Here is a 21,895-nt window from a genome sequence, read left to right on the forward strand (position 1 = left end):
GTCAGGCGCACCTGCGGTGCGCCAACCGGGGACGAAATCGTGTCGAACGCCAGGATCATATCGCCCACAGCCGGCAAGGCGCGGGTTCTTTTCGCCAGCCTGATCGGCACCACGATCGAATTCTACGACTTCTACATCTACGCCACGGCGGCGGTGCTGGTGTTTCCGCAGCTGTTCTTCCCGGGCGGAGACCCGACGACGGCCATGCTGTCGTCCTTCGCCACCTTCTCCATCGCCTTTTTCGCAAGACCGGTCGGCGCCCTGGCTTTCGGGCATTTCGGGGACCGGGTGGGACGCAAGGCGACCCTGGTGGCGGCCCTTATGACCATGGGCCTTTCGACCGTGGCCATCGGCCTGCTGCCGACCCATGCGACGGTCGGTATTGTCGCTCCCCTGCTGCTGGCCCTGTGCCGGTTCGGACAGGGGCTCGGCCTGGGCGGCGAATGGGGCGGGGCCGTGCTGCTGGCCACCGAAAACGCGCCGCCGGGCAAGAAGGCCTGGTTCGGCATGTTCCCGCAACTGGGGGCGCCGATCGGCTTCATCCTGTCGACGGGCGCCTTCATCGTCCTGACCTCGACGATGGGCGAGGCCCAGTTCGAGGCCTGGGGCTGGCGCCTGCCCTTTCTGGCCAGCGCCGTCCTGGTCTTCGTCGGTCTGTGGGTGCGGTTGAAGATCACCGAGACCCCGGAATTCCAGACGGCGATGGACCGGAAGGAGCGGGTCAAGGCGCCGGCCGTGACCCTGTTCGCCCAGCACAAGACCGCCCTGTTCCTGGGGACGTTCAGCGGGGTGACGACCTTCTCCCTCTTTTATCTGATGACGGTCTTCGCCCTGGGCTGGGCGACGACGGGGATGGGGCTTGAGCGCGGCGAGGTCCTGCCGGTTCAACTGATCGGGGTGCTGTTCTTCGCCGCCTTTATCCCTGTGACGGCCCTGCTGGCCGACAAGTTCGGCCAGGTGAAGGTGCTGATCGCTTCATCGGTCGGGATCGCCCTGTTCGGCGGCCTGTTCGCGCCCCTGTTCGGAGCGGGGCTGACGGGGCTGCTGATCTTCTTCGCCCTGGGCTTTGCGCTGATGGGCTGCACCTACGGCCCTATCGGCGCGGCCATGGCGCGGCCCTTCCCGACGGCCGTCCGCTATACGGGGGCGTCCATGGCCTTCAATCTGGCCGGGATCGTGGGGGCGTCGCTGGCGCCCTATCTGGCGACCTGGCTGGCCAAGACCTATGGACTGGCGGCGGTCGGCGGCTATCTGGCCCTGTCGGCGGTGGTGACCATACTGGCCCTGTGGGGCATGGGGCGGGTCAGCCCGGAGACGGAACTCTGATACCGAACTCTAGGCTTCGTCCGTCGCCGCATAGACCATGATCCCGGTCGCGATGGCCAGGTTCAGGCTGTCGGCCCGGCCGCGCATCGGGATCTTGACGTTGACGTCGCAGGCGGCGGCCAGCTGGTCGGTCAACCCGGCCTGTTCGTTGCCCATCAGGATCAGCGACGGCTTCTGCATCACCGCCGAGCGGTGGCTGACCTTGGCGTCCAGCCGGGTGCCGACGACGCTGCCGGGCCAGGTCTGGCGCCAGGCCAGGAAGGACTCGGGGTCGGCTTTGGTGATGGAGACGGCGAAGACCGAACCCATGGTCGCGCGCACCGCCTCGACCGAATAGGGATCGACGCAGTCGCCGATCAGGATGACGCCGCCGCAGCCGGCCGCGTCGGCGGTGCGGATGATGGTGCCCAGATTGCCGGGATCACGCACCTGCTCCAGGGCCACCCAGCAGGGGGCCGAGGCGGGGTCCAGCCTGTCCAGAGGGGTATAGACCTGATCGAACACGCCCAGGACGGTCTGCGGATTGTCGCGGCGGCTGATCTTTTCGAGGATGGCGTGGGTGACGACGACGATCTCGCCGCCGGCCTTGCGCGTCTCGGCCTTGGCCCGGTCCAGCAGAGGGTGGGGGCGGGCGTCCTCGCCGACCAGCAGCATGCGCGGCGCGCGGCCCGGGTCGAGGGCCTCGCCGATGAATTTCAGCCCTTCGGCCAGGAAGGTTCCGGTGCTGTCCCGCTCCTTGCGCATATGCAGGGCGCGGACGGCCTTGACCGTGTCATTGGTCAGGGAGGTGATCACGCGGTGGGTGTCGTGCGCGCTCATCGGCTCCACCGGGCGAAGAAGGACAGGCCGATGGCGCGGGCGTCCGGCCCGTCTTCGGACAGGGCCAGTTCGCCCCAGTCGATGCGGCCGCCGCGATCCGGCAGGGCTTCGGCCATCAGATGGGCCAGCGACAGGCCGGAGATGCGGGCGGCGTAGGCGTTCAGCAACAGGAAATCGGCCTCGTCGGACAACAGGGCGGCGCAGTCCTTCAGCAGGGCCGGCATGTCCTCGAACAGGCGCCAGACTTCGCCGGTCGGGCCGCGTCCGTACTTGGGCGGGTCCAGGATGATTCCGTCGTATTTGGAGCCGCGCCGGACCTCCCGCGCCACATATTTGCGGGCGTCCTCGACGATCCAGCGGATCGGGCGGTCGGACAGGCCGGACTGTTCGGCGTTCTCACGGGCGTAGTTGACTGATTTCTTCGAGGCGTCGACGTGGGTGACCTCGGCCCCGGCGGCGGCGCAGGCCAGGCTGGCGACGCCGGTATAGCCGAACAGGTTCAGGATCTTCGGCGCTCGGCCGGCGTCGCGCGTGAAGGCGCGCACGCGGCCGTCCAGCCAGTCCCAGTTGGCGGCCTGTTCCGGGAAGAAGGCCAGGTGGCGAAAAGGCGTGAAGCGGCCGGTGAACTTCACCTCGCGCCATTTCAGGGGAAAGGCGTCGACGGGGCCGTGCCGGTCGAAGCGCCAGCGGCCGGAGTCTTCCTCCTCCTGCTGCGGATCGAAGGCGGCGGTGGCCTGGTCGAAAGCGGCCGGGTCGCGCGGGGACCAGAAGCACTGGGGCTCGGGCCGGACCACCGTATAGGGGCCGTAGCGCTCAAGCTTCCTGCCCTCGCCGGAGTCCAGCAGGGCGTAGTCGGACCAGCCGCGGGTCACCAGGGTTTCGGGGGTGGGAGAGAGCAGGGGCGCCATCCTGCGGCTGATAGGCGGTCAGGCGGCCTTACGTCCAGCATCGACATGGGTGGAGGCGCCGCATTCGGCGTCATGGTCCGGCTCATGGATCGTCTTGTCCCAGACATAGGGCGATACGATCAGTCGCCACAGGGCCTGGGCGAAGGCGACGCTGAGCAGGGACCAATAGGCCGGCGCCAGCAGCATGTCGCTGAGACGATAGTCCAGACCGGCGCGGCGCGCCCCGACGGCGCAACTCATCCATGCGGCGACGACGCCCAGCGCCAGGACGGCGAGCGATCCGGTCGGCAAGGACGGCGCCGCGCCCGCATGAAGGCCCAGGAGAAGGGCCGACCCGATCCAGGCCAAGGCGGGAGCGTGGCAGGCGGCGGATATGACGGCGGCGCCCAAGGTCATGACAAGCGACAGCATTCCGCGCTCGCCCAGGGCGGCGGGCGAGCGCGTATGCACGCCCCATGTCTGCATATAGCCCTTCAACCATCGCGTTCTCTGGGGCAGCCAGCGCTCGAAAGGGCCGGGCGGCGTTTCCCAGGTCGGTCGGTGGATGACCCCCAGACGCCACCCCGCCGACCAGAGCCGAAAGCCCAGGTCGGCGTCTTCCGTCACATTATAGGCGTCCCAACCGCCCAGATCCCGGAGGATGGCGGTCCGAAGATGATTGCTGGTGCCGCCGAGGGGGAAGGGCAGGTTCAGCTTCGCCATGCCCTGAAGATTGACCTCGAAAAGGGCGGCGTACTCCAGGGCGAACTGTCGATCGAGAAACCCCTTCAGGCCGGCGCCTCTGCGAACGCGCAACGGCGCCTGAACGCAGGCGAGATCAGGACTCTGGGCGAAGTGCGCCGCCGCTTCACGCAGTTGCCCCGGGTCCGGCGCATCTTCGGCGTCATAGACGGTGACCAGTTCGCCCTTGATGAGGGGAAGGGCGTGGTTGAGGGCGCGCGGCTTGGTCTGGGGCGCGCCAGGCGGCACGATCAGGATCTGCAGCCAGTCAGGCCTGGCTGCGGCCGTCGCGGCCGCAATGGTTGACTGATCGTGCGCTTCCAGGATGAGGAACCCCTGCAACTGTCGGCGGGGGTAGTCCAGCCGAGACAGGTTCTGCACCAACTGCTCCACCACCGCCGCCTCGTCATACAAGGCCGCCAGGACGGTATAGCGCGGCCAGCGGCCCGGCTTGGGCGGCGGGGGCGGCGGAGAAAGACTGGCCGCCGCCAGGACGGCCCGCCAAACGGCCGTGGCGACGAAACAAGCCTGAAGCCCCAAGATCAGGGCCTCCAGCGTCGCCCGCGGCCAGAGGACGAGGGCGAGCGCCGCAGATGTCGCCAACCCGCCGACAACCGCCGCCTGCCAGGCCGTCGGCGTTCGACGCCCTGCGCCGCTGAGCGCATTCGTCTTGATCATCATCGTTCCAAGCCCCCGCCCGAGCCGAATACAACTGGAAATACTTGTTTGGTGCAACTGGATTTTTCTGCGCCGATTGGCGCCGATGATCGATTGTCGCTATTCAGATCGCTCCTGACCTGGAGTCGCCTTTGCCCCTCGCGTCGCAATCGTCTCGTTCCCACCGCAAGCCCAAGGGGGAAGGCCATTCACGGCGCGGCGAAATCCTGGCCGCCGCCGAGCGGATTTTCGTCGAGCACGGCTATGAAGGAGCGACCATTCGCAAGATCGCGGACGAGGTCGGCCTGTCCTCGACCGCCCTCTATATGCATTTCCCCGATAAGGGCGCGATCCTGCAGGAAATCTGCCGCAACGCTTTCAGCGTCCTGACGGCGGCTGCGGCCTCCCTGTCGACGGGCTCCGCGCCGCCGGAGGTGCGACTGAGGGCCATGATCGAGGCCTACGCCCAGTTCGGGTTCGATCAGCCCAACGCCTATCGCCTGATCTATCTGACCCGTCCCATCGAGGCCCGAGAGGGCGCTCAGACCTTGTCTCAGGAACTGGGCGCCGTCGTCTTTTCCGCCTTTGGAGCCTTGGTTGAGGAGACCGTGGCCGCAGGGCGGATGGAGGGCGACGCCAGGGCGATCGCCCAGTCGATTTGGGCGGCTGCGCACGGCGTCGTATCGCTGATGATCACCAAACCCTATTTCCCGTGGGTGGAGCGGGACCAGTTGGTCAAGACGACCATGGACGCCGTGTTCAACGGCCTGCTTAAACCGTGATCCCACGCGTCCGGTCGCTCCTTCTCTGTCTGGTCCTTGTGGGGCTGACGCCGGTCCCCGCCCAGGCTCGGCCCTTGCGGGTCATGGCCCTGGATCAGTGCGCCGATCAATATGTCCTGGCCCTGGCGCCGGACGCCGAACTGGCCCTGTCGCCGCGCGCCGACGACCCTGACGCCTGGCTGAGGCGCGAGGCGGCCGGACACCGGCGGCTGCGCCCGACCCTGGAGGCGGCGGTGGGGTTCAAGCCGGATGTGGTCCTACGCTACTGGGGCGGCGAACCCCGGCTGCTGGCGGCCCTGGAGCAGCGCGGGACCAAGGTGGTCACGATCGAGGACGCGACAGACTTCGACGGGGTGCGCGCCAATATTCGCGCCGCAGCGCAGGGTCTCGGGCAGGCCGAGCGGGGGGCTCGACTGGAGCGGACCATGCAGGCCAAGCTGGATCGCGCGGCGCCGCCCGCCGGAAGCCCGACGCCCGGCGCCCTCTATCTGACCTCGGGCGGCTATACGTCCGGTCCGGGCACGCTGATGGATGCGATGATGCGGGCGGCCGGTTTTCGCAATCTGACGACCGCGCCGGGCTTCGGGGCCGTCAGTGTCGAGCAGATCGCGCTTCAGCCGCCTATCCGGTTCGTGCTGGGCTTTTTCGACCAGTTGCGGGCCGACTGGCGGGGAGCAGGCCGCCATCCGGTGGTGCGCCGCGCCGCCAAGGGGCGGACGGCGGCCAAGCTGCCAGCGGCCGTCCTGACCTGTCCCGCCTGGTTCGCCGCCGACGGGGTGGAGATGATGAAGGCGCGGCCATGAGTGGGACGGTTCGTCTGTGCGTGACGCTGGGCCTGCTCTGTACGGCGGCCGTGGCGACCGCCGTACTGTTCGGGGAGACGGGGTTCGACCGCGCCCAGTATGCGGCGGCCTTCGGCGATCCGTCTTCAGGTCCCTGGGACGTCTTGTGGCAGGTGCGGGCACCCCGCGCCGTCTGCGCCCTGGTCGTGGGGGCGGCTCTGGGGCTGGCGGGGGCGGTGATGCAGGGGCTGCTCCGCAATCCCCTGGCCGATCCTGGCGTTCTGGGGGTTTCGGCGACGGCGGCCCTGGGCGCGGCCCTGGCGATCGTCCTGGGCGGCGCGGGCGTTGCGGGCCTGGTGGAGATGTCGGCCCTGGCCGGCGCGGCTGTGGCCGGTGGGGTGCTGGTCGCGGCAGCCGGACTGATGCGGGCGCCGGAGGCCCTGATCCTTTTCGGGGTGGCCTTGTCGAGTTTCGCGGGGGCGGCGACGGCCCTGATCTTCAACCTGTCGCCGTCTCCCATCGCCCAGGCCGAGGTCATGGCCTGGCTCTTGGGATCTGTGCAGAACCGGAGTTGGGTCGATGTCGCCTGGGTGGCGCCGGCCCTGGCGATGGCCGCCGTTTTCGCCGGCCTGTCGGCGCGGGGACTGCGGATGCTCACCCTTGGCGATGAAACGGCCGCAACCTCGGGGCTCTCCATGGGGCGGTTGAGAGGCTTCGCCCTGATCGCGGCGGCGCTGGCGACGGGGGCGGCGGTGGCGGTCGCGGGCGTGATCGGTTTCGTCGGTCTGGCGGCGCCCCATCTGGTGCGGGCGGCGGTGCGCGGGGACGCGGGGCGAATCCTGGCGCCCTCGGCCCTGGCCGGCGGACTGATCCTGGTGGTCGCGGATTTAGCGGCGCGGCTGACGCCGACGGATCAGGAGCTGAAACTGGGGGTGTTCACGGCCTTGATCGGGGCGCCCCTGTTCGCCCTGATCGCCTGGCGGGCGGCGCGGGAGTGGCGGCTGTGATCGCGCCGCTGACGATGTGGGACGCCCAGGCGACCCTAGGGGGGCGCAAGGTGCTGGACGGTGCGGACGTCCAGGTCGAGCGCGGCCGATTGGTCGCCCTGGTCGGTCCCAACGGGGCCGGCAAGTCCAGCCTGATCAAGGCGTTCGTCGGACTGCTGGCGCTGGACGGCGGCGTCGCCCGCCTGAACGGCGACGACGTCACGACACTGTCCCCTCGAGAACGGGCTCGGCGCGTCGCCTATCTGCCCCAGGAACGGCGGATCGCCTGGAACCTGCCGGCGGTGGAGGTGGCGGCCCTGGGCGCGCCCTTCCTGGCCGGTCCCGAAGCCTTGGCGCGGGCCAAGCGGGCTCTGGCTGAAGTGGGCGGCGCCCATCTGGTCGATCGCGGCGTAGCCGAAATGTCCGGCGGCGAGCGGGCGCGGGTGCTGCTGGCGCGCGCTCTGACGACCGACGCCCCCATGCTGCTGGCGGATGAACCGATCGCGGGGCTCGATCCGGACGCGCAGCGGCTGGTGCTGGAGCGGCTGCGCGTCCGCGCGGACGGCGGCGCCGCCGTGCTGGTCAGCCTGCACGACCTGACCTTGGCGGCGGCCTTCGCCGACCAGGTGGTGGTCATGCATCAGGGACAGGTCGCCGCCGCCGCCCCGCCGATGGAGGCGCTGGAGCCGGGTGTGCTCAGAAGCGTCTTCGGCTTGGACGGGCGCTGGGTCGAAACACCGGACGGGCCGCTGCTGGCGGCCCGCCGGGCTCAGTAGGCGACGTAGGGACGGGGACCCGCAGCCGCGCCGCGCGCAATGTCGGCCGAAGGCGTCAGGGGCGCCGAGCCGCCGTTCAGCCGGGCCTTGTAGACCGCCATATTCTCCATCACCCGCATCATATAGTTGCGCGTCTCGGTGAAGGGGGCGCATTCGATGAAGTCGATGGCGGCGTTGGCGTCGCCGCGCGGGTCGCCGCAGCGAGCGATCCACTGGTTCGGCCGCGCTGGGCCGGCGTTGTAGCCGACCGTGGCCAGCAGCATGGAGCCGTTGTTGGCCGCCATCAGCTCGCCCAGGTGATAGCTGCCCAGGGTCATGTTGTAGTCCGGGTCCCACAGCTGTTCGGCCGAGAAGCTCATGCCCAGGCGACGGGCCACGCCGGAGCCGGTGGAGGGCAGGAACTGCATCATTCCGCGCGCATCGGCGCCGGAGCGGGCCCGGGGGTCGAAACTGGATTCCTGACGCGTGATGGCCTGAGTGAACTCCAGCGGCGCCGCGCCGGCGACTTGTGGCGGTATGCGGACCGGATACATCCGCTCTGGCAGGACAAAGCCCCTCTGGCTGGCCGCACGGCCGACCATCATGGCCGCGAAACCGTCGCCGTAGCTGCGGCTCAGATCCATCAGCAGGGCCAGATCCTCGATCGTCGGGAGGTCGTTGTCGAGCTGATAGGCGAAGACCCGCAGCAGGCTGGTCTCTCCGGTCTCGCCGAGAATCCGAGTGGCGCGAACCCGTTCGTCGGCTTCAAATCGGGCGATGTCCGCAGGGGTAGGCGCCGGATCACCGGGCAGGGTCAGGGTGGTCATCCCGGCCTTTTCGGCGGCGAGCTGGCCATAGAAGGTCTGCCAGTGCTGGGCGCCGTTGCGATAATAGGCGAGGGCGGCGTCGCGCTCGCCCCGGGCCTCGGCGGCCCGGCCCAGCCAGTAATAGGCGCGGCCCTGGGTGATCGGAGTTGAGGAGGCGGTGCGCAGGGCCTCGAAATGACGGGCGGCGACTTCGGGCTGGTTCAGCTTTGTCAGGGCGACCCATCCGGCGAAGAATTCGGCGTCAACCATTCGGTCGCCCGAGGTGAAGCCGTGGCCGTTCATCGCATCATAGGCGGCGCGCCAGTTTCCCTGCTGCAGGGCGTCCAGATAATAGTTGCGGCGCTCGGTCCACAGGGTGTCGTCGCCGACCGTGTGGCCCGGAGCGGGCGGGAGGTAGGCCAGAAGCGGGAAGGCTTCGGACTGACGGTTCTGAGACCGCAGGATACGAACCCGTTCCAGGACCACGACGGGATCGACGGCCTGTGTCGGGGTCAGGGAAGCGACCACGGCGTCAGGGCTGTAGGCGGTGCGCAGGCTCATGACGGCGTTTGCGACGGCCGCCCGTTCCGGTGAGACGAGGCCCGTCATCGCGCGGGTGGCCGGGCCGTGAGGGCCCATCAGCAGCAGATTGAGGCGGGTCTCATGATCGGCCGGGGTCAACCATCCGGCCCAGGCGGCCAGAATGCGCGATTGCGGCGCCTCGTCGAAGGATCGCGTGCGCCACCATTCGCGGATCAGGGCGCGCGCCTCATCGCGTCGCCCCCTCTGTTCAAGGGCGGCGGCGTAGGCGATGGCGCCATCGACCGTGCGGGGCGGTTCCTGCGCGAACAGGGCCAGGGCGGCGTCCGGGCCGACGCCGGATCGGGCCAGCACCTTTTCTGTCGCTTCGCGGCGTGATTCGGCCCTCGGCCAGCCGGCCAGCTCCGTCTGGGCGCGGGCGAGGTCGGCGTAGGACAGCTGTTCGCCCGAGGTGTCGATCAGGGCCCACTGGACCAGTTTGCGCGCTGCGGGATCGCCGATCTGTGAGAGGGCCGACTGGGCGCCCAGCACGTCGCGCGCCCGCGCGGCGGCCAGTCCTTGACGAAACAGCGCCGTGTCCTGATCATTCAGGACGCGGGTTTGGCCATAGGCGACGCCGGTTTGAGCGACGGAACCATAGGGGACGGCCTGCGCCGGCGCCGCGTCTTGAGGGCTCGGCGCAATCAAGGCGAGCACCGCCGCCAGACTCGTCGCAATCATGATCTTTCCTGTTCTCATTCATCCCGGTTGCGGCGAAGCCGCTGGCGACCTAACGTCTCGCGCTCTCAAGACAGAGGTCCTGGACGTCCGTCCATCGCCCCTCCCCAATTAGGCTAGCTAGTCCCATGACCGCCCCCTTGTTCAAGGGCGTGATCACCGCCCTGATCACACCACTTCATGACGGAAACGTGGACGAAGCCGCATTCGCCACGCTGATCGAGCGTCAGATCGCCGCAGGCGTCAGCGGTCTGGTGCCCGTCGGCACGACAGGCGAGGGCGCCAGTATGGATCTGGACGAGCACAAGCATGTGATCGAACTGTGCGTGCGCCTGGTCGCCGGCCGCGTTCGCGTCATCGCCGGAACCGGCTCGCCCTACACCAAGGAAGCCATCGACCTGACCCGCCACGCCAAGACGGTGGGGGCGGACGGAGCCCTGGTCGTGACGCCCTATTACATCCGCCCGTCCCAAGCCGGGATGGCGGCGCATTTCGAGGCCATAGCGGACGCCGTCCAACTGCCCATCCTGCTTTACAATGTGCCCGCGCGAACCGGAGCGGACCTGGCCAATGAGACGGTGGCGCGATTGGCGGCTCATCCGAACATCGTCGGCATCAAGGACGCCACCGGCGACATGAGCCGGGTCAGCTGGATGCGGGCCGAGATCCAAGGGCCGTTCGACCTGATCTCCGGCGATGACTCCAGCTATTTGGGCTATCACGCCCATGGCGGGGTCGGACTGATTTCGGTGGCGTCGAATGTGGCGCCCGAAGCCATGGTCGCTTTGCACAATGCGGCGGCGTCCGGCGACTACGCCGCAGCGCGGGATTGGCAGGACCGTCTGATCGGCCTGTGTAAGGCGCTGTTCCTCGATAATTCTCCCGCCCCGACCAAATACGCCCTGGCCCGGCTGGGCCTGTGCCGTGAAGAGGCGCGCTTGCCGCTGTCGCCGACCTCCGACGCGGTCAAGCCGGCCATCGACAAGGCCATGGTCGAGGCGGGCGTGATCTGATGGCGCCCAAGCCGCAGCCCAAGTCCAAGGTCATCGCCGAGAACCGCCGCGCGCGCTTCGACTATTTCCTGGAGGACAATATAGAGGCGGGGATTCAGCTGCTGGGCACCGAGATCAAGGCTCTGCGCGACGGCCGGGCCAATATCGCCGAAAGCTATGCGGCGGTCGAGGGACGAGAGATCGTCCTGATCAACGCCGACATTCCGCCTTACAAACAGGCCAACCGCTTCAATCACGAGCCCCGCCGGCCGCGCAAATTGTTGCTGCACCGCAAGCAGATCGACAAGCTGATGGGGGCGGTGCAGCGTGACGGTCAGACCATCATCCCGCTGAGGCTCTATCTGAACGAGGCGGGCAAGGCGAAGCTGGAGATCGCCCTGGCCAAGGGCAAGAAGCTGCACGACAAGCGCGAGGCCTCGGCCGAACGGGACTGGCAGCGCGACAAGGCGCGGCTGATGCGGGACAAGGGCTGAGCCCCGTCGCCGTCGCCTAGTTGAGAGGGCGGGCGTCCGTCACGCCGGGCAGGTCGGAGGCGCTTCGGCTCATCTGGCCGCCGGCGGAGGGGGCGACCAGACCGCCGGTCAACAGCGTCAGCACCGTGAAGGCGACCACGACCACGGCCGCGATCAAGGCCAGCCTGCGCTCGGCTGGGGTGAAGAGTCGATCGGTCGTGCGTTGCATGGTTCAGCCTCCCTCCCCTCGAGAACGCAGCGGCGGGGCCTCAGTTCCGCCTCAATTGGATCCTGCCGGATTGGTGCGACACCTCCGCGACAGCACGGTCAGGCTTCTATGATCGACCGGGCGCGATTGAACACCGCTTCGAACATGTCCGGGGTCAGGCGACCCGTGTTCGTGTTCAATCGGGAGCAGTGATAGGAGTTCAGGATCACATAGCCTCCGGCCTCGCCCTCGGCCCCATGCCCCGCCGGCATGGCCGAGGCGGGGCGGCCGAACGCCTTGAGGATGTTGCGGCGAGAGACGTCGCCCAGGGTGATGATGACCTTAAGATTGGGCAGAAGCGCAAGTCGGTCGATCAGGAAAGGACGACAGGTCGTCTCTTCGACCGGCAGGGGCTTGTTGCCGGGCGGGGCGCAGCGGACGGCGTTGGTGATCATGCAATCGACCAAGGTCAGATCATCGTCGCCGTTCGGCTCATAGGTTCCGGTCGCGAAGCCGGTCTTCTTCAGCGTGTCGTACAGCAGCCATCCGGCGTGGTCGCCCGTGAATGGACGGCCGGTGCGGTTGGCTCCCGTGCGGCCCGGCGCCAGGCCGGCGACCAGAAGCCGCGCCTGAGGGTCGCCGAAGGAGGGGGCGGGGCCGTTCCACCAATCCGGATTCTGGCGGGCGTTTTCCTGGCGATAGGCCACCAGTCGCGGGCAGAGCGGACAGTCGCGGGGCGGCTCGGGCGTTAGGCTCATTGCGCCGTCGCCGACTTGGGTCGGCCGAAGTCGGCCATCAGATCGTTCAGGTCCAGGAAGGCGTCCGCCTGACGGCGCAGTTCGTCGGCGATGTGGGGCGGCTGAGTCTTCTGGGTGGAGATGACCGTCACCCGCACGCCCTTGGCCTGGACGGCCTGGACCAGCCGTCGGAAGTCGCCGTCGCCCGAAAACAGCACGACATGATCCAGCGCCGGCGCCAGCTCCAGCATGTCCACCGCGATCTCCATGTCCATATTGCCCTTGATCCGGCTATGGCCGGCCGTGTCCGTGAACCGCTTCACCGGCTTGGTGACGACGGAAAAGCCGTTGTAGTCCAGCCAGTCCACCAGGGGTTTTACCGGTGAGAACTCTTCGCCCTCCACCACCGCGGTGTAATAGTAGGCGCGGATCAGGATGGATTTCTCGCGAAACCAGTCCAGCATCCGCCGGAAGTCCATATCGTGTTGCAAGGCGCGGGCGGCGGAATACAGGTTGGACCCGTCGATGAAGATCGCCAGGCGGTCGGTGGGATGAAACATGGTCGAGGCCGTCGAAAGAGATGAAATGAGGGACGAAAGGCGAGGGGCGCCGGTCGATATGAGAATCGACGCCGCACTCGACCTGAACGCCGCAGTCATCGTGGCGCTGGGCTGTAATGACAAGGGGGCCTGGTCGTCTTGCCGCGAGGCCCTGGAGGCGGCTCTGGCGCGGTTTCGCACGGAAGGGATCGACATCATCGCCCGGTCGTCCTGGTGGTCGTCGCTGGCATGGCCCGATCCGCAGGATCCGCCGTTCCTGAACGGCGTCGTGATCGTGAGCACCGCCCATGATCCCCATGATCTGATGGCGGCCCTGGGCCGGATCGAAGACGCCTTCGGGCGGCGTCGGTCGGCGCGCAACGCGCCGCGCACCTTGGATCTGGACCTGATCGCCTACGGGCGACTGATCGGCGACCTGAACGGCCTGATCCTGCCGCATCCCAGGGCGGCCGAGCGCAGATTCGTCATGGGGCCGATTGCGGAGATTGCGCCGGACTGGGTGCATCCCGCCGGCGGCGACGCCGCAGCCCTTGCCGGGGCCGCAGGGGTCGGCAAGGACGCTCATCCCATCTGACGCCGTAGTTTCGCCGCTCTGGCGTTGCAAAACAGCGACCATATCTGTATTTGACGCGGTTCTCCCCCGCGTTCGAGGAATTTCATGGCCCGCGTCACCGTCGAAGACTGCATCGAGAAGGTTCCGAACCGCTTTGGTCTGGTGCTGATGGCGGGTCACCGCGCCCGCAGCATCGCCAACGGCGCCGCCCTGACGATCGACCGCGACAATGACAAGAACCCCGTGGTCGCCCTGCGCGAGATCGCCGATGACACGGTGGCGCCCGATGAACTGCGCGAGACCATCATCACGACGCTGCAACGCGTCGATGAGCGCACGGAGGCCGAGGACGAGGCGGAAACCGTCGCCCTGCTGGCCGAGCCGCAGCACATGAACATGGCCGAGGCCGAGCTGATCCGCGCCCTGCAAAGCGACCGGGACGGCGGTCAGGAGGAGCGCTACTGACGCCCGAGGGAGCCCCAGGCGTCACTATCCTGCCGGCGCGGACCGAGACGGTTCCGCCGGCGCCCCAAGCTGCAGACAAAATCGAGCCGGCGAAAGACATGGCGCCGCTCAAGCGCGCGCCGATCCTGCGTCAGTTCGAACTGATCGAGGCCGTCAAGGCTTATGATCCGACCGCTGACGAGGCGCTTCTCAATCGCGCCTATGTTTATGCGATGAAGATGCACGGCTCGCAGCTGCGGGCTTCAGGCGATCCCTATTTCGCCCATCCGATCCAGGTCGCGGGCATATTGACCGACTATCGGCTGGACACGGCGACGATCGTCACGGCCCTGCTGCACGACGTAGTCGAGGACACCTCGGCCACACGCGAAGACATCGCTCAGATGTTCGGGGAAGAGGTGGCCGTCCTGGTCGAGGGCGTGACCAAGCTGAGCCGGCTTGAGCTTCAGGCCGAGCATACGCGCCAGGCCGAAAACCTCCGCAAATTCATTCTTGCGATCAGCCGGGACGTGCGGGTCCTATTGGTCAAGCTGGCCGACCGCCTGCACAACATGCGGACCCTTCAGTACGTCAAGCCGGAGAAGCGTGAGCGCATCAGCCGCGAGACGCTGGAGGTCTATGCGCCCCTGGGACGGTCGATCGGAATTCATTCCATCGCATCCGAACTGGAAGAACTGGCCTTCACCTATCTCAATCCCACGGCCAAGACCGCCATCGAACGTCGGCTTGAGGCGTTGAAGCTGGAGCATGGTCACGCCATTGAAGGCGTGTCGGACGAGGTGGAGCGGGTGCTGTCGGAAGCCGGGGTGCCGGCGCGGGTTTTCGGTCGGCAGAAGACGCCCTATTCCATCTGGCGGAAGCTGCAACGCAAGTCGGTCGGGTTTTCCTCCCTGTCGGACATCTACGGGTTCCGGGTGATCCTGGAGGCGGAGGACGACTGTTACCGCGCGCTTGGCGTGATCCACCGGGCCTGGCCGATGGTGCCGGAACGGTTCAAGGACTTCATTTCCACGCCCAAGTCGAACAACTACCGCTCGTTGCACACCACGGTCGTGGGGCCGCGCGGCTTGCGGATCGAAATGCAGCTCCGCACCGAGGCGATGGACCGCGTCGCCGAGGACGGGGTGGCGGCCCACTGGCGCTACAAGAACCATTCCTACGGTTTCGATCATGAAGCCATGGCGACGGGAGGCGGCCGCGATCCCTTGCAGAACCTGCGCCACCTGGTTCAGGTGATTGAACATGGCGAGGGCGGGGAAGACTGGGTCGAGCACGCCAAGCTCGAAATGTACCTGGATCAGGTCTTCGTTTTTACGCCCAAGGGCCGGCTGGTGACCCTGCCGCGGGGCGGCATGCCGCTGGACTTCGCCTATGCGGTTCACACAGAGGTCGGCGACACGGCCGTCGGGGTAAAGGTCAACGGCGAGCTCAAGCCGATGCGGACGCCCTTGCAGAACGGCGACGTGGTCGAGATCATTCGCGGGGCCAAGCGGGAGGTGCCGGCGGACTGGCGTAGTCTGACGGTGACCGGGCGGGCCCGTTCCGCCATTCGTCGTCATATCCGAACCTCCGAGCGTGAAGAGTTCATCAAGCTGGGCCGTGTGGCGCTGGAGCAGACGCTGGCCCGGGTGGAGAAGTCTCTGGCCGACGTCTCGCTGAAGCCGGTTCTGGAAACCCTGGCGGTCGCCTCGGACGACGATGTGTTCGAAAATCTGGGCCGCGGTCGGTTCTCGCCCACGACCGTGGCCGAGACCCTGTTCCCGTCCTTGAAGGGGCGGTTGAAGGCCGGGCCGGAAAAACAGAGGATCGAAGGCGACACGGCCCGGCTGTTCGTTCGCGGCGGCGGGCTCACGCCCGGCGTCAGCGTCCATTTCGGCCGTTGCTGCACCCCGGTGCCCGGCGATCGCATCGTGGGCATTCTTGAGCCGGAGACCGGGCTCACCGTCCATACCATCGACTGTCAAGCCCTGGCGGCCTTCGCCGATGACGATTCGGTCTGGCACGATCTGCAATGGACGCCCCAGGCCGAGACGGACGCCGTCGCCGCGGTCCGGTTGAACGCCACCATCCGCAATGCGCCGGGCGTGCTGGGGCAGGTGACCACCCTGATCGGCGAGGCGGGCGGCAACATCATCAATCTGTCGATGGCCTATCGTCAGCAGGACTTCTTTGACGTGACGATTGATGTGGAGGTGGAGGACGCCAAACACGCCACCACCATCATGGCGGCTCTGCGGGCCAATCCTTCGGTCGACAACGTCGATCGCGGGCGCGGCTGAGTCTTTCGCCGGACGGGGCGAGGCGCTAAGACCCCCCGCATGAACACCCAAGACGTCCTCAACGAGTTTCGCAACGCCGGCGCCCTGCGCGAAGGCCATTTCGTCCTGTCCTCCGGTCTGCACAGCCCCGTCTTCCTGCAGAAGAACCTGGTCTTCATGCAGACGGACCGCTGCGAGCGGCTGTGCAAGGCCCTGGCGGACAAGATCGTCGCGACGGTCGGGCCGGTGGATGTGGCTATTTCGCCGGCCGTGGGCGGGATCATTCCCGGCTATGAGACGGCGCGTCACCTGGGCGTCCCGTCAATGTATGTCGAGCGCGAAGGCGGCCAGTTCAAGCTGAGGCGCGGGTTTTCGGTCGAGCCGGGCCAGAAGGTTGTGATGGTGGAGGATATTGTCACCACCGGATTGTCGTCGCGCGAATGCATCGCCGCCATCCAGGCGGCGGGAGGCGAGGTGGTCGCTGCAGCCTGTATCGTCGATCGGTCAGGCGGAAAGGCCGATGTGGGCGTGCCCCTCATCGCCCTGGCGTCGCTGGAGGTGCCGGCCTATCCCGCCGACGCTCTGCCGCCGGAACTTGCGGCCGTGCCGGTCGAAGACCCCGGCAGCCGCAGACTTGCGAAATAATGTCCGGCGAAGCGACGTCGGGGCCGGCGAGGAGCTGAAGATGCGCGAACGGGTGAGGCTGGGCGTCAATATTGATCATGTCGCGACGGTTCGGAACGCCCGCGGCGGCGCCCATCCGGATCCGGCCAGAGCGGCGGAGACGGCCTTGACGGCGGGGGCAGACGGCATCACCGCCCACCTGCGCGAGGATCGGCGCCACATTACGGATGCCGACATCGGCGTGCTGAGCGCGCTCTGCGCTCGCGCAGGCAAGCCGCTCAACTTTGAGATGGCCGTAACCGACGAGATGCTGAGCATCGCCCTGCGCCACCGCCCCCACGCCGCCTGCCTTGTACCCGAGCGGCGCGAGGAGGTGACGACGGAAGGCGGTTTGGCGGTGGCGGGACAGGAGGCGCGGATCAAGCCTGTCGCTCAGGCCCTGACGGAAGCTGGGATACGGGTCTCGCTGTTCATCGAACCGTCCGAGGCTCAGGTCGAGGCCGCCGCGGCGGTCGGCGCCCAGGTGGTGGAGTTTCACACCGGCCGCTATTGCCACCTGACCGATCCCGGCGAGCGGGAGGTCGAGTTCGAGCGGCTGGCCGCCGCCGCCGCCCAGGCCGACATCCTGGGGCTGGAGGTCCATGCCGGTCACGGGCTCGACTATGAGACCGCCCCAAGGATGTTGGCCATTCCCGAGATTCGGGAGCTGAACATCGGCCATTTCCTGATCGGCGAATCCATATTTGTGGGCCTGGATACAGCGATCCGGCGCATGCGGGCGGCGATGGATTCGGTGAAGTGATCATCGGCGTCGGCGCGGACCTGTCGGACATCCGGCGTATCCAGGCCTCGCTCGACCGGTTCGGCGAGCGGTTCAAACAGCGGTGTTTCACCGACATCGAACGGGCGCGGTCGGATAGGAAGCCGGACCCGGCCTGGAGCTACGCCAAGCGGTTCGCGGCCAAGGAGGCCTGCGCCAAGGCCCTGGGCACCGGCATGAGGGCGGACGTCTATTGGCGCGACATGGGGGTGGTGAACCTGAGGTCCGGGCAGCCGACCCTGGCCCTGACCGGCCACGCGGCCGATCACCTGGCGCGGCTGACGCCGGCCGGACACGAGGCGAAGATCCACCTGACCCTGAGCGACGAACACCCCTATGCGCTCGCCTTCGTGGTGATCGAAGCCTTGCCGCTGTCGTAATCGCGATATACCCGTCACTGGACGACCGCGCGGACGCGGCAAGGGGATGCTTGATCGCATGAGCGAAGATCAAAAGCCGCAGGGCGACGACGTGAACACGAGCGATGCTGCGGGTGCGGCCTCGGCGGGCGACGTCTATGTCTGGACTGAGGGCGACAAGGCGGAGAAGCCTGCGGAGGCGTCTGTCGAGCCGATGACCTCGACCACCTCGGCGGCGCCGGTCGCCGCGAAGCGGCCGGTTTGGAGCGACGACGGCGACGCCCCCTTCGAGGACGCGCCGGCGCCTGCGGCGCAAAAGGCGGACAAGTCTTCCAAGGCCAAACAGGGCGGCGGGGCCGGGGACGAGACGATGGAAATCGTCAAGACGGTCGTCTTCGCCCTGCTGATCGCCATGGTGCTGCGGATCTTCCTGTTCCAGCCCTTCACCATTCCATCGGCCTCGATGGAGCCGAACCTGTATGAGGGCGACTATATCGTCGTGTCGAAATGGTCCTACGGCTATTCGAGACACTCGATCCCGTTTAGCCCGCCGCTGTTCGACGGCAGGATCATGGGGTCGGCGCCCAAGCGGGGCGACATCGTCGTGTTCAAACTGCCGCGCGACGACAAGACCGACTTCATCAAGCGCGTCATCGGCTTGCCGGGCGATCGGATCCAGATGATCGCCAACAAGCTGTATATTAACGATAAACCTGTTAAGGACGTCGTGGTCAGCCAGCAGGAGATCAACGACATCTTCGGCCCGCGCCCCGTCACCGAGGTTCGCGAGACCCTGCCCAACGGCAAGAGCTTCATGACCCAGGACTTCGGCCCGGGCAACGATCTGGACGACACCCCCGTCTATGAGGTGCCGGCCGGTCACTATTTCATGATGGGCGACAACCGCGACAACTCGATCGACAGCCGCGTCGAACAGTCCAGCGGCGTGGGCATGGTCCCGGCCGAGAACCTGGTCGGCAAGGCGCAGATCATCCTGTTCTCGTGGAAGCCGGGCGCCTCGCTGTTCAAGCCCTGGACCTGGGGCAATGTGCGGCTCGATCGGTTCTTCGACGTTCTGCACTGATGGCGAATACGCGGGCCGAGGCGGTCGCGGCGCTTGAGGCGCAGCTCGGCCATCATTTCCGGGACAAGGCCCTGCTGGATCGCGCCCTGACCCACGCCAGCGTGGGCGAGGGCGCGCCGGTCGGCGTCCATGGGCCCAAGCACAACGAGCGGCTGGAGTTCCTGGGCGACCGGGTTCTGGGCCTGCTGGTGGCGGACAAGCTGTCGCGGGATTATCCGACCGCGGACGAAGGGCAGCTGTCGTCCAGCCTGCACGCCCTGGTCGACAAGACCGCCTGCACCCGTGTGGGCGAAGCCCTGGGCGTCGGCCCGGCGATGCGGCTCTCGCCGGGCGAGACCAAGACGGGCGGCCGCCGCAAGGCCGGGGTCATCGCCGATGCGGTCGAGGCCATTCTGGCGGCCGTCTATCTGGACGGCGGTCTCGAGGCGGCCCGGACGGTGTTCGACAAGGCTTGGGCGTCGGAATTTGCAGCGCCCCCGTCGCGAACCGTGACCAATCCCAAGTCGGCCTTGCAGGAATGGGCCCAGGGGCTGGGTCGGCCCCTGCCGACCTATCGCATCGCAGATCGGACGGGTTCGGATCATGCACCGACTTTCACCGTCGAGGTGTCCGTTGAAGGCGTGGAGCCCTTGACCGCGCAGGGGCGTTCGCGTCAGGAGGCGGAGAAGGCGGCCGCAACGGCCCTTTTGAAACGTGAAGGCGTCATTTGACCGATATTGAAAACCAGCGGGCGGGCTTCGCCGCCATCATCGGCGCCCCGAACGCGGGCAAGTCCACGCTGGTCAACCGGCTGACCGGGTCCAAGGTCTCCATCGTCACCCAGAAGGTGCAGACCACGCGGTTCCCGGTGCGCGGCATCGCCATGGAAGGCGACGCCCAGATCGTGCTGGTGGACACCCCCGGCATCTTCACCCCGCGCCGACGTCTGGATCGGGCCATGGTCGCCTCGGCCTGGGGCGGCGCCGAGGATGCGGACGTGGTGGTGCATCTGATCGACGCCCAGTCCCACATCAACGCCGAAGGTCGCGAAGGCACGGCGGCGGATCGGCGCTCGGCCGAGGACACCGAGACCATCATCGCCAATCTCAAGGCGACCGGAACCAAGGTCATCCTGGCCCTGAACAAGATCGACGGCATGCGGCGCGACACCCTGCTGGGCCTGTCGCAGAAGCTCTTCGAGAGCGGCGTCTATGAGGAGGTCTATATGATCTCCGCCGCCAACGGCGACGGGGTCGAGGACCTGAAGCAAAGGCTGGCGCGGTCCATGCCCAAGGGGCCGTGGCTCTATCCCGAGGACCAGGCGGCGGACGTGCCGGTGCGGGTTCTGGCGGCCGAGATCACGCGCGAGAAGGTCTATCTGCGGGTCCATGAGGAACTGCCCTATTCGGCGGCGGTGGAGACGACCAGTTTCGAGGAGCGGGCCGACGGCTCGGCCCGCATCGAACAGACCATCTATGTCGAGCGCGAGAGCCAGCGCCCCATCGTCCTGGGCAAGGGCGGCCAGACCCTGAAATGGATCGGCCAGAAGGCGCGTGAGGAGCTGAACGAGATTCTGGGCCGCCAGGTCCACCTGTTCCTGACGGTGAAGGTCGATCCGAAGTGGCAGGATTCGCGGGCGCTCTACGCCCAGTTCGGTCTGGATTTCGACGTCTGAGCGCCCGTGTTTGAAGTGCCGCGTACCCCGGGGGGGCATCCCCGGCTCGTTCTGGGCGTCTTGGGGGCGCTGATCCTCGGCGGCGCCGTCTGGGCCGGATTCTCCACAGCGGTAAGGCCCGTCAGCGACGCAGCGCGCGCCGCCGCTGCGCCCGATACGCCGCCGCGCCCGCCGCTGGTCGTGGTCGAGGACCTGCCTCAGCTGGCCGCGCGGCTGGATCGCGAGGCTGCCGCCGGTCGGTTCATGGGCGGGGTTCTGGTGGCCAAGGGCGACCGGGTTCTGTTCCGTCAGGTCTACGGCAAGGCGAACTATGGGCAGGACCAGGCGCTGAAACTGGACTCCCGGTTCCGGCTGGCCTCGATCTCCAAACAGTTCACGGCGGCGGCCATTCTGCGGCTACAGGACGAAGGCAAGTTGAGCGTCTCCGATCCGGTATGCAAATGGATCCAGCCCTGTCCCAAGGCGTGGGAGCCGGTGCGGATCAGCCACCTGCTGTCGCACACCTCGGGCATACCGGACCTGATGGCGCGGCCGGGCTGGGGCATGAGGCGCACGACGCCGGCGACCCTGGACGAGCTGACCGAGGATTCGAAGCGGTTCGGCCTGCAATTCCCGCCAGGGACCAAGGTCCGGTACGACAATGCAGGCTTCAACCTGGCGGCGGCGATTGTCGAGAAGGCCAGCGGACGGCCGTATGAAGCCTATATGCACGACACCTTCTTCGGCCCCCTGGGCATGAAGGACAGCGGGCTGGACCTGGACGGCGGCGACCACGGGCTGATTATGGGGTACGCCAACTTCCCCGGCGGACTGGCGGCCCAGCCGAACGCCAACACCTCCATCGTCGCGGGGGCGGGCGCGGTCTATTCGACGCTGGACGATCTGCTGGTCTGGCAGAGGGCGTTGCACCGCGGCGGTCTGCTGAAGCCGTCCAGCTATCAGCAGATGCTCGCCGACCACGCCCCTGCCGATACGCCGATGGAGCGGGGCCATCCACGCCGCGACTGGGGCTACGGCATCTTCGCGAACCGGCTGGGCGATCAGGTTCGGCCAAGCTTCCAGGATCGCCAAATCTACCACACCGGCAGCTGGGGCGGATTCCGCAACCTGATGCTGTACCAACCCGACGCCGATGTGACGGTGATCGTGCTGTCGAACAACTATCACCTTCGGGATCAGGTCTTCCTGATCAGCCAGCAGGCGATGGCCGAAGCCCTGGCCCGTGACTTCCCCACGACCCTGCACCGCTAGCCTCATCTGAGGCTGTCCTTAAAGCGTCCGCTCCCGTTAAACGGACCGGCGCGGGGCGC

The 21,895-nt window shown here is 67.4% G+C and carries 24 protein-coding genes; 17 read left to right on the plus strand and 7 right to left on the minus strand.

Going from position 1 to position 21,895, the window contains the following annotated elements; all coding sequences use genetic code 11:
- Positions 1–39: 39 nt before the first annotated feature.
- Positions 40–1,326: an MFS transporter gene (locus ACW178_RS09725; RefSeq protein WP_396335229.1), complete on the plus strand. Its 1,287-nt coding sequence runs from the start codon at positions 40–42 to the stop codon at positions 1,324–1,326.
- 9 nt (positions 1,327–1,335) lie between these two features.
- Here ACW178_RS09725 and ACW178_RS09730 read toward each other — a convergent pair whose 3' ends face one another.
- The 3 genes from ACW178_RS09730 to ACW178_RS09740 are packed head-to-tail and all read right to left on the minus strand — an operon-like array spanning position 1,336 to position 4,454.
- Positions 1,336–2,145 (minus strand): TrmH family RNA methyltransferase, encoded by an 810-nt coding sequence (locus ACW178_RS09730; protein ID WP_492024504.1) that lies wholly within the window; start codon positions 2,143–2,145, stop codon positions 1,336–1,338.
- Complete coding sequence (locus tag ACW178_RS09735) at positions 2,142–3,053, minus strand: RsmD family RNA methyltransferase (RefSeq protein ID WP_287104438.1); 912 nt, start codon at positions 3,051–3,053, stop codon at positions 2,142–2,144. Before ACW178_RS09735 ends, ACW178_RS09730 begins: the two co-directional genes overlap by 4 nt.
- Positions 3,054–3,071: 18 nt before the next feature.
- Positions 3,072–4,454 (minus strand): glycosyltransferase, encoded by a 1,383-nt coding sequence (locus ACW178_RS09740; protein ID WP_492024505.1) that lies wholly within the window; start codon positions 4,452–4,454, stop codon positions 3,072–3,074.
- A 128-nt stretch (positions 4,455–4,582) separates the two neighbouring features.
- Between ACW178_RS09740 and ACW178_RS09745 the strand changes: the two genes are divergently transcribed.
- From ACW178_RS09745 to ACW178_RS09760, 4 genes are all read left to right on the plus strand, one after another.
- Entirely contained in the window at positions 4,583–5,212 is a 630-nt protein-coding gene (locus ACW178_RS09745) for a TetR/AcrR family transcriptional regulator (protein ID WP_287104441.1), read from the plus strand.
- Positions 5,213–5,295: 83 nt separating this feature from the next.
- The gene (locus ACW178_RS09750; RefSeq protein ID WP_287104443.1) at positions 5,296–6,015 is read left to right on the plus strand and encodes an ABC transporter substrate-binding protein; all 720 of its coding nucleotides are present in this window, start codon (positions 5,296–5,298) and stop codon (positions 6,013–6,015) included.
- Positions 6,012–7,001 carry a FecCD family ABC transporter permease gene (locus tag ACW178_RS09755; RefSeq protein WP_492024506.1) on the plus strand — a complete coding sequence of 330 codons (990 nt, stop codon included), beginning with the start codon at positions 6,012–6,014 and terminating at the stop codon, positions 6,999–7,001. The genes ACW178_RS09750 and ACW178_RS09755 overlap by 4 nt, the downstream gene beginning before the upstream one ends.
- Positions 7,001–7,756 carry an ABC transporter ATP-binding protein gene (locus tag ACW178_RS09760; RefSeq protein WP_287103438.1) on the plus strand — a complete coding sequence of 252 codons (756 nt, stop codon included), beginning with the start codon at positions 7,001–7,003 and terminating at the stop codon, positions 7,754–7,756. The genes ACW178_RS09755 and ACW178_RS09760 overlap by 1 nt, the downstream gene beginning before the upstream one ends.
- Here ACW178_RS09760 and ACW178_RS09765 read toward each other — a convergent pair.
- Positions 7,750–9,801 (minus strand): lytic transglycosylase domain-containing protein, encoded by a 2,052-nt coding sequence (locus tag ACW178_RS09765; protein WP_287103434.1) that lies wholly within the window; start codon positions 9,799–9,801, stop codon positions 7,750–7,752. The two genes, ACW178_RS09760 and ACW178_RS09765, sit on opposite strands and share 7 nt — an antisense overlap.
- A gap of 125 nt (positions 9,802–9,926) precedes the next feature.
- On the opposite strand from ACW178_RS09765, the gene dapA reads away from it, so the two are divergent.
- Both dapA and smpB read left to right on the plus strand, forming a co-directional pair.
- A complete protein-coding gene (dapA, locus tag ACW178_RS09770) occupies positions 9,927–10,811 on the plus strand; it encodes a 4-hydroxy-tetrahydrodipicolinate synthase (protein ID WP_191558145.1) in 885 nt (294 codons plus the stop codon).
- Positions 10,811–11,284 carry an SsrA-binding protein SmpB gene (gene smpB / locus ACW178_RS09775; RefSeq protein ID WP_054765718.1) on the plus strand — a complete coding sequence of 158 codons (474 nt, stop codon included), beginning with the start codon at positions 10,811–10,813 and terminating at the stop codon, positions 11,282–11,284. The genes dapA and smpB overlap by 1 nt, the downstream gene beginning before the upstream one ends.
- A gap of 16 nt (positions 11,285–11,300) precedes the next feature.
- On the opposite strand, the gene ACW178_RS09780 is transcribed toward smpB, so the two are convergent.
- From ACW178_RS09780 to ACW178_RS09790, 3 genes are all read right to left on the minus strand, one after another.
- Positions 11,301–11,492: a hypothetical protein gene (locus ACW178_RS09780; RefSeq protein ID WP_201462593.1), complete on the minus strand. Its 192-nt coding sequence runs from the start codon at positions 11,490–11,492 to the stop codon at positions 11,301–11,303.
- A 98-nt stretch (positions 11,493–11,590) separates the two neighbouring features.
- Positions 11,591–12,229, minus strand: coding sequence for a uracil-DNA glycosylase (locus ACW178_RS09785; RefSeq protein ID WP_054765720.1), 639 nt, complete (start codon positions 12,227–12,229; stop codon positions 11,591–11,593).
- A complete protein-coding gene (locus ACW178_RS09790; RefSeq protein ID WP_152950228.1) occupies positions 12,226–12,768 on the minus strand; it encodes a LabA-like NYN domain-containing protein in 543 nt (180 codons plus the stop codon). The genes ACW178_RS09785 and ACW178_RS09790 overlap by 4 nt, the downstream gene beginning before the upstream one ends.
- A 58-nt stretch (positions 12,769–12,826) precedes the next feature.
- On the opposite strand from ACW178_RS09790, the gene folK reads away from it, so the two are divergent.
- The 10 genes from folK (at position 12,827) to ACW178_RS09840 (ending at position 21,836) form a co-directional block, all read left to right on the plus strand.
- Positions 12,827–13,342, plus strand: coding sequence for a 2-amino-4-hydroxy-6-hydroxymethyldihydropteridine diphosphokinase (gene folK, locus ACW178_RS09795; protein WP_054766936.1), 516 nt, complete (start codon positions 12,827–12,829; stop codon positions 13,340–13,342).
- Positions 13,343–13,426: 84 nt separating this feature from the next.
- Positions 13,427–13,786 carry a DNA-directed RNA polymerase subunit omega gene (gene rpoZ / locus ACW178_RS09800; protein WP_054765722.1) on the plus strand — a complete coding sequence of 120 codons (360 nt, stop codon included), beginning with the start codon at positions 13,427–13,429 and terminating at the stop codon, positions 13,784–13,786.
- Positions 13,787–13,884: 98 nt separating this feature from the next.
- A complete protein-coding gene (locus ACW178_RS09805; RefSeq protein ID WP_228185670.1) occupies positions 13,885–16,065 on the plus strand; it encodes a RelA/SpoT family protein in 2,181 nt (726 codons plus the stop codon).
- Between the two features lie 39 nt (positions 16,066–16,104).
- The gene (gene pyrE, locus ACW178_RS09810) at positions 16,105–16,689 is read left to right on the plus strand and encodes an orotate phosphoribosyltransferase (RefSeq protein ID WP_287104180.1); all 585 of its coding nucleotides are present in this window, start codon (positions 16,105–16,107) and stop codon (positions 16,687–16,689) included.
- A 40-nt stretch (positions 16,690–16,729) separates the two neighbouring features.
- A complete protein-coding gene (locus tag ACW178_RS09815) occupies positions 16,730–17,470 on the plus strand; it encodes a pyridoxine 5'-phosphate synthase (protein ID WP_492024507.1) in 741 nt (246 codons plus the stop codon).
- The gene (gene acpS, locus ACW178_RS09820) at positions 17,467–17,868 is read left to right on the plus strand and encodes a holo-ACP synthase (protein WP_054765726.1); all 402 of its coding nucleotides are present in this window, start codon (positions 17,467–17,469) and stop codon (positions 17,866–17,868) included. The genes ACW178_RS09815 and acpS overlap by 4 nt, the downstream gene beginning before the upstream one ends.
- Positions 17,869–18,217: 349 nt before the next feature.
- Positions 18,218–18,931: a signal peptidase I gene (gene lepB / locus ACW178_RS09825; protein WP_287104184.1), complete on the plus strand. Its 714-nt coding sequence runs from the start codon at positions 18,218–18,220 to the stop codon at positions 18,929–18,931.
- Positions 18,931–19,641, plus strand: coding sequence for a ribonuclease III (rnc, locus tag ACW178_RS09830; protein WP_287104174.1), 711 nt, complete (start codon positions 18,931–18,933; stop codon positions 19,639–19,641). Before lepB ends, rnc begins: the two co-directional genes overlap by 1 nt.
- On the plus strand, positions 19,638–20,585 hold the full coding sequence (gene era / locus ACW178_RS09835) for a GTPase Era (protein ID WP_054765728.1): 948 nt from the start codon (positions 19,638–19,640) through the stop codon (positions 20,583–20,585). Before rnc ends, era begins: the two co-directional genes overlap by 4 nt.
- Before the next feature lie 15 nt (positions 20,586–20,600).
- On the plus strand, positions 20,601–21,836 hold the full coding sequence (locus tag ACW178_RS09840; RefSeq protein ID WP_287104171.1) for a serine hydrolase domain-containing protein: 1,236 nt from the start codon (positions 20,601–20,603) through the stop codon (positions 21,834–21,836).
- Positions 21,837–21,895: the final 59 nt, after the last annotated feature.

It is taken from the genome of Brevundimonas sp. AVps4 (genome assembly GCF_058681525.1).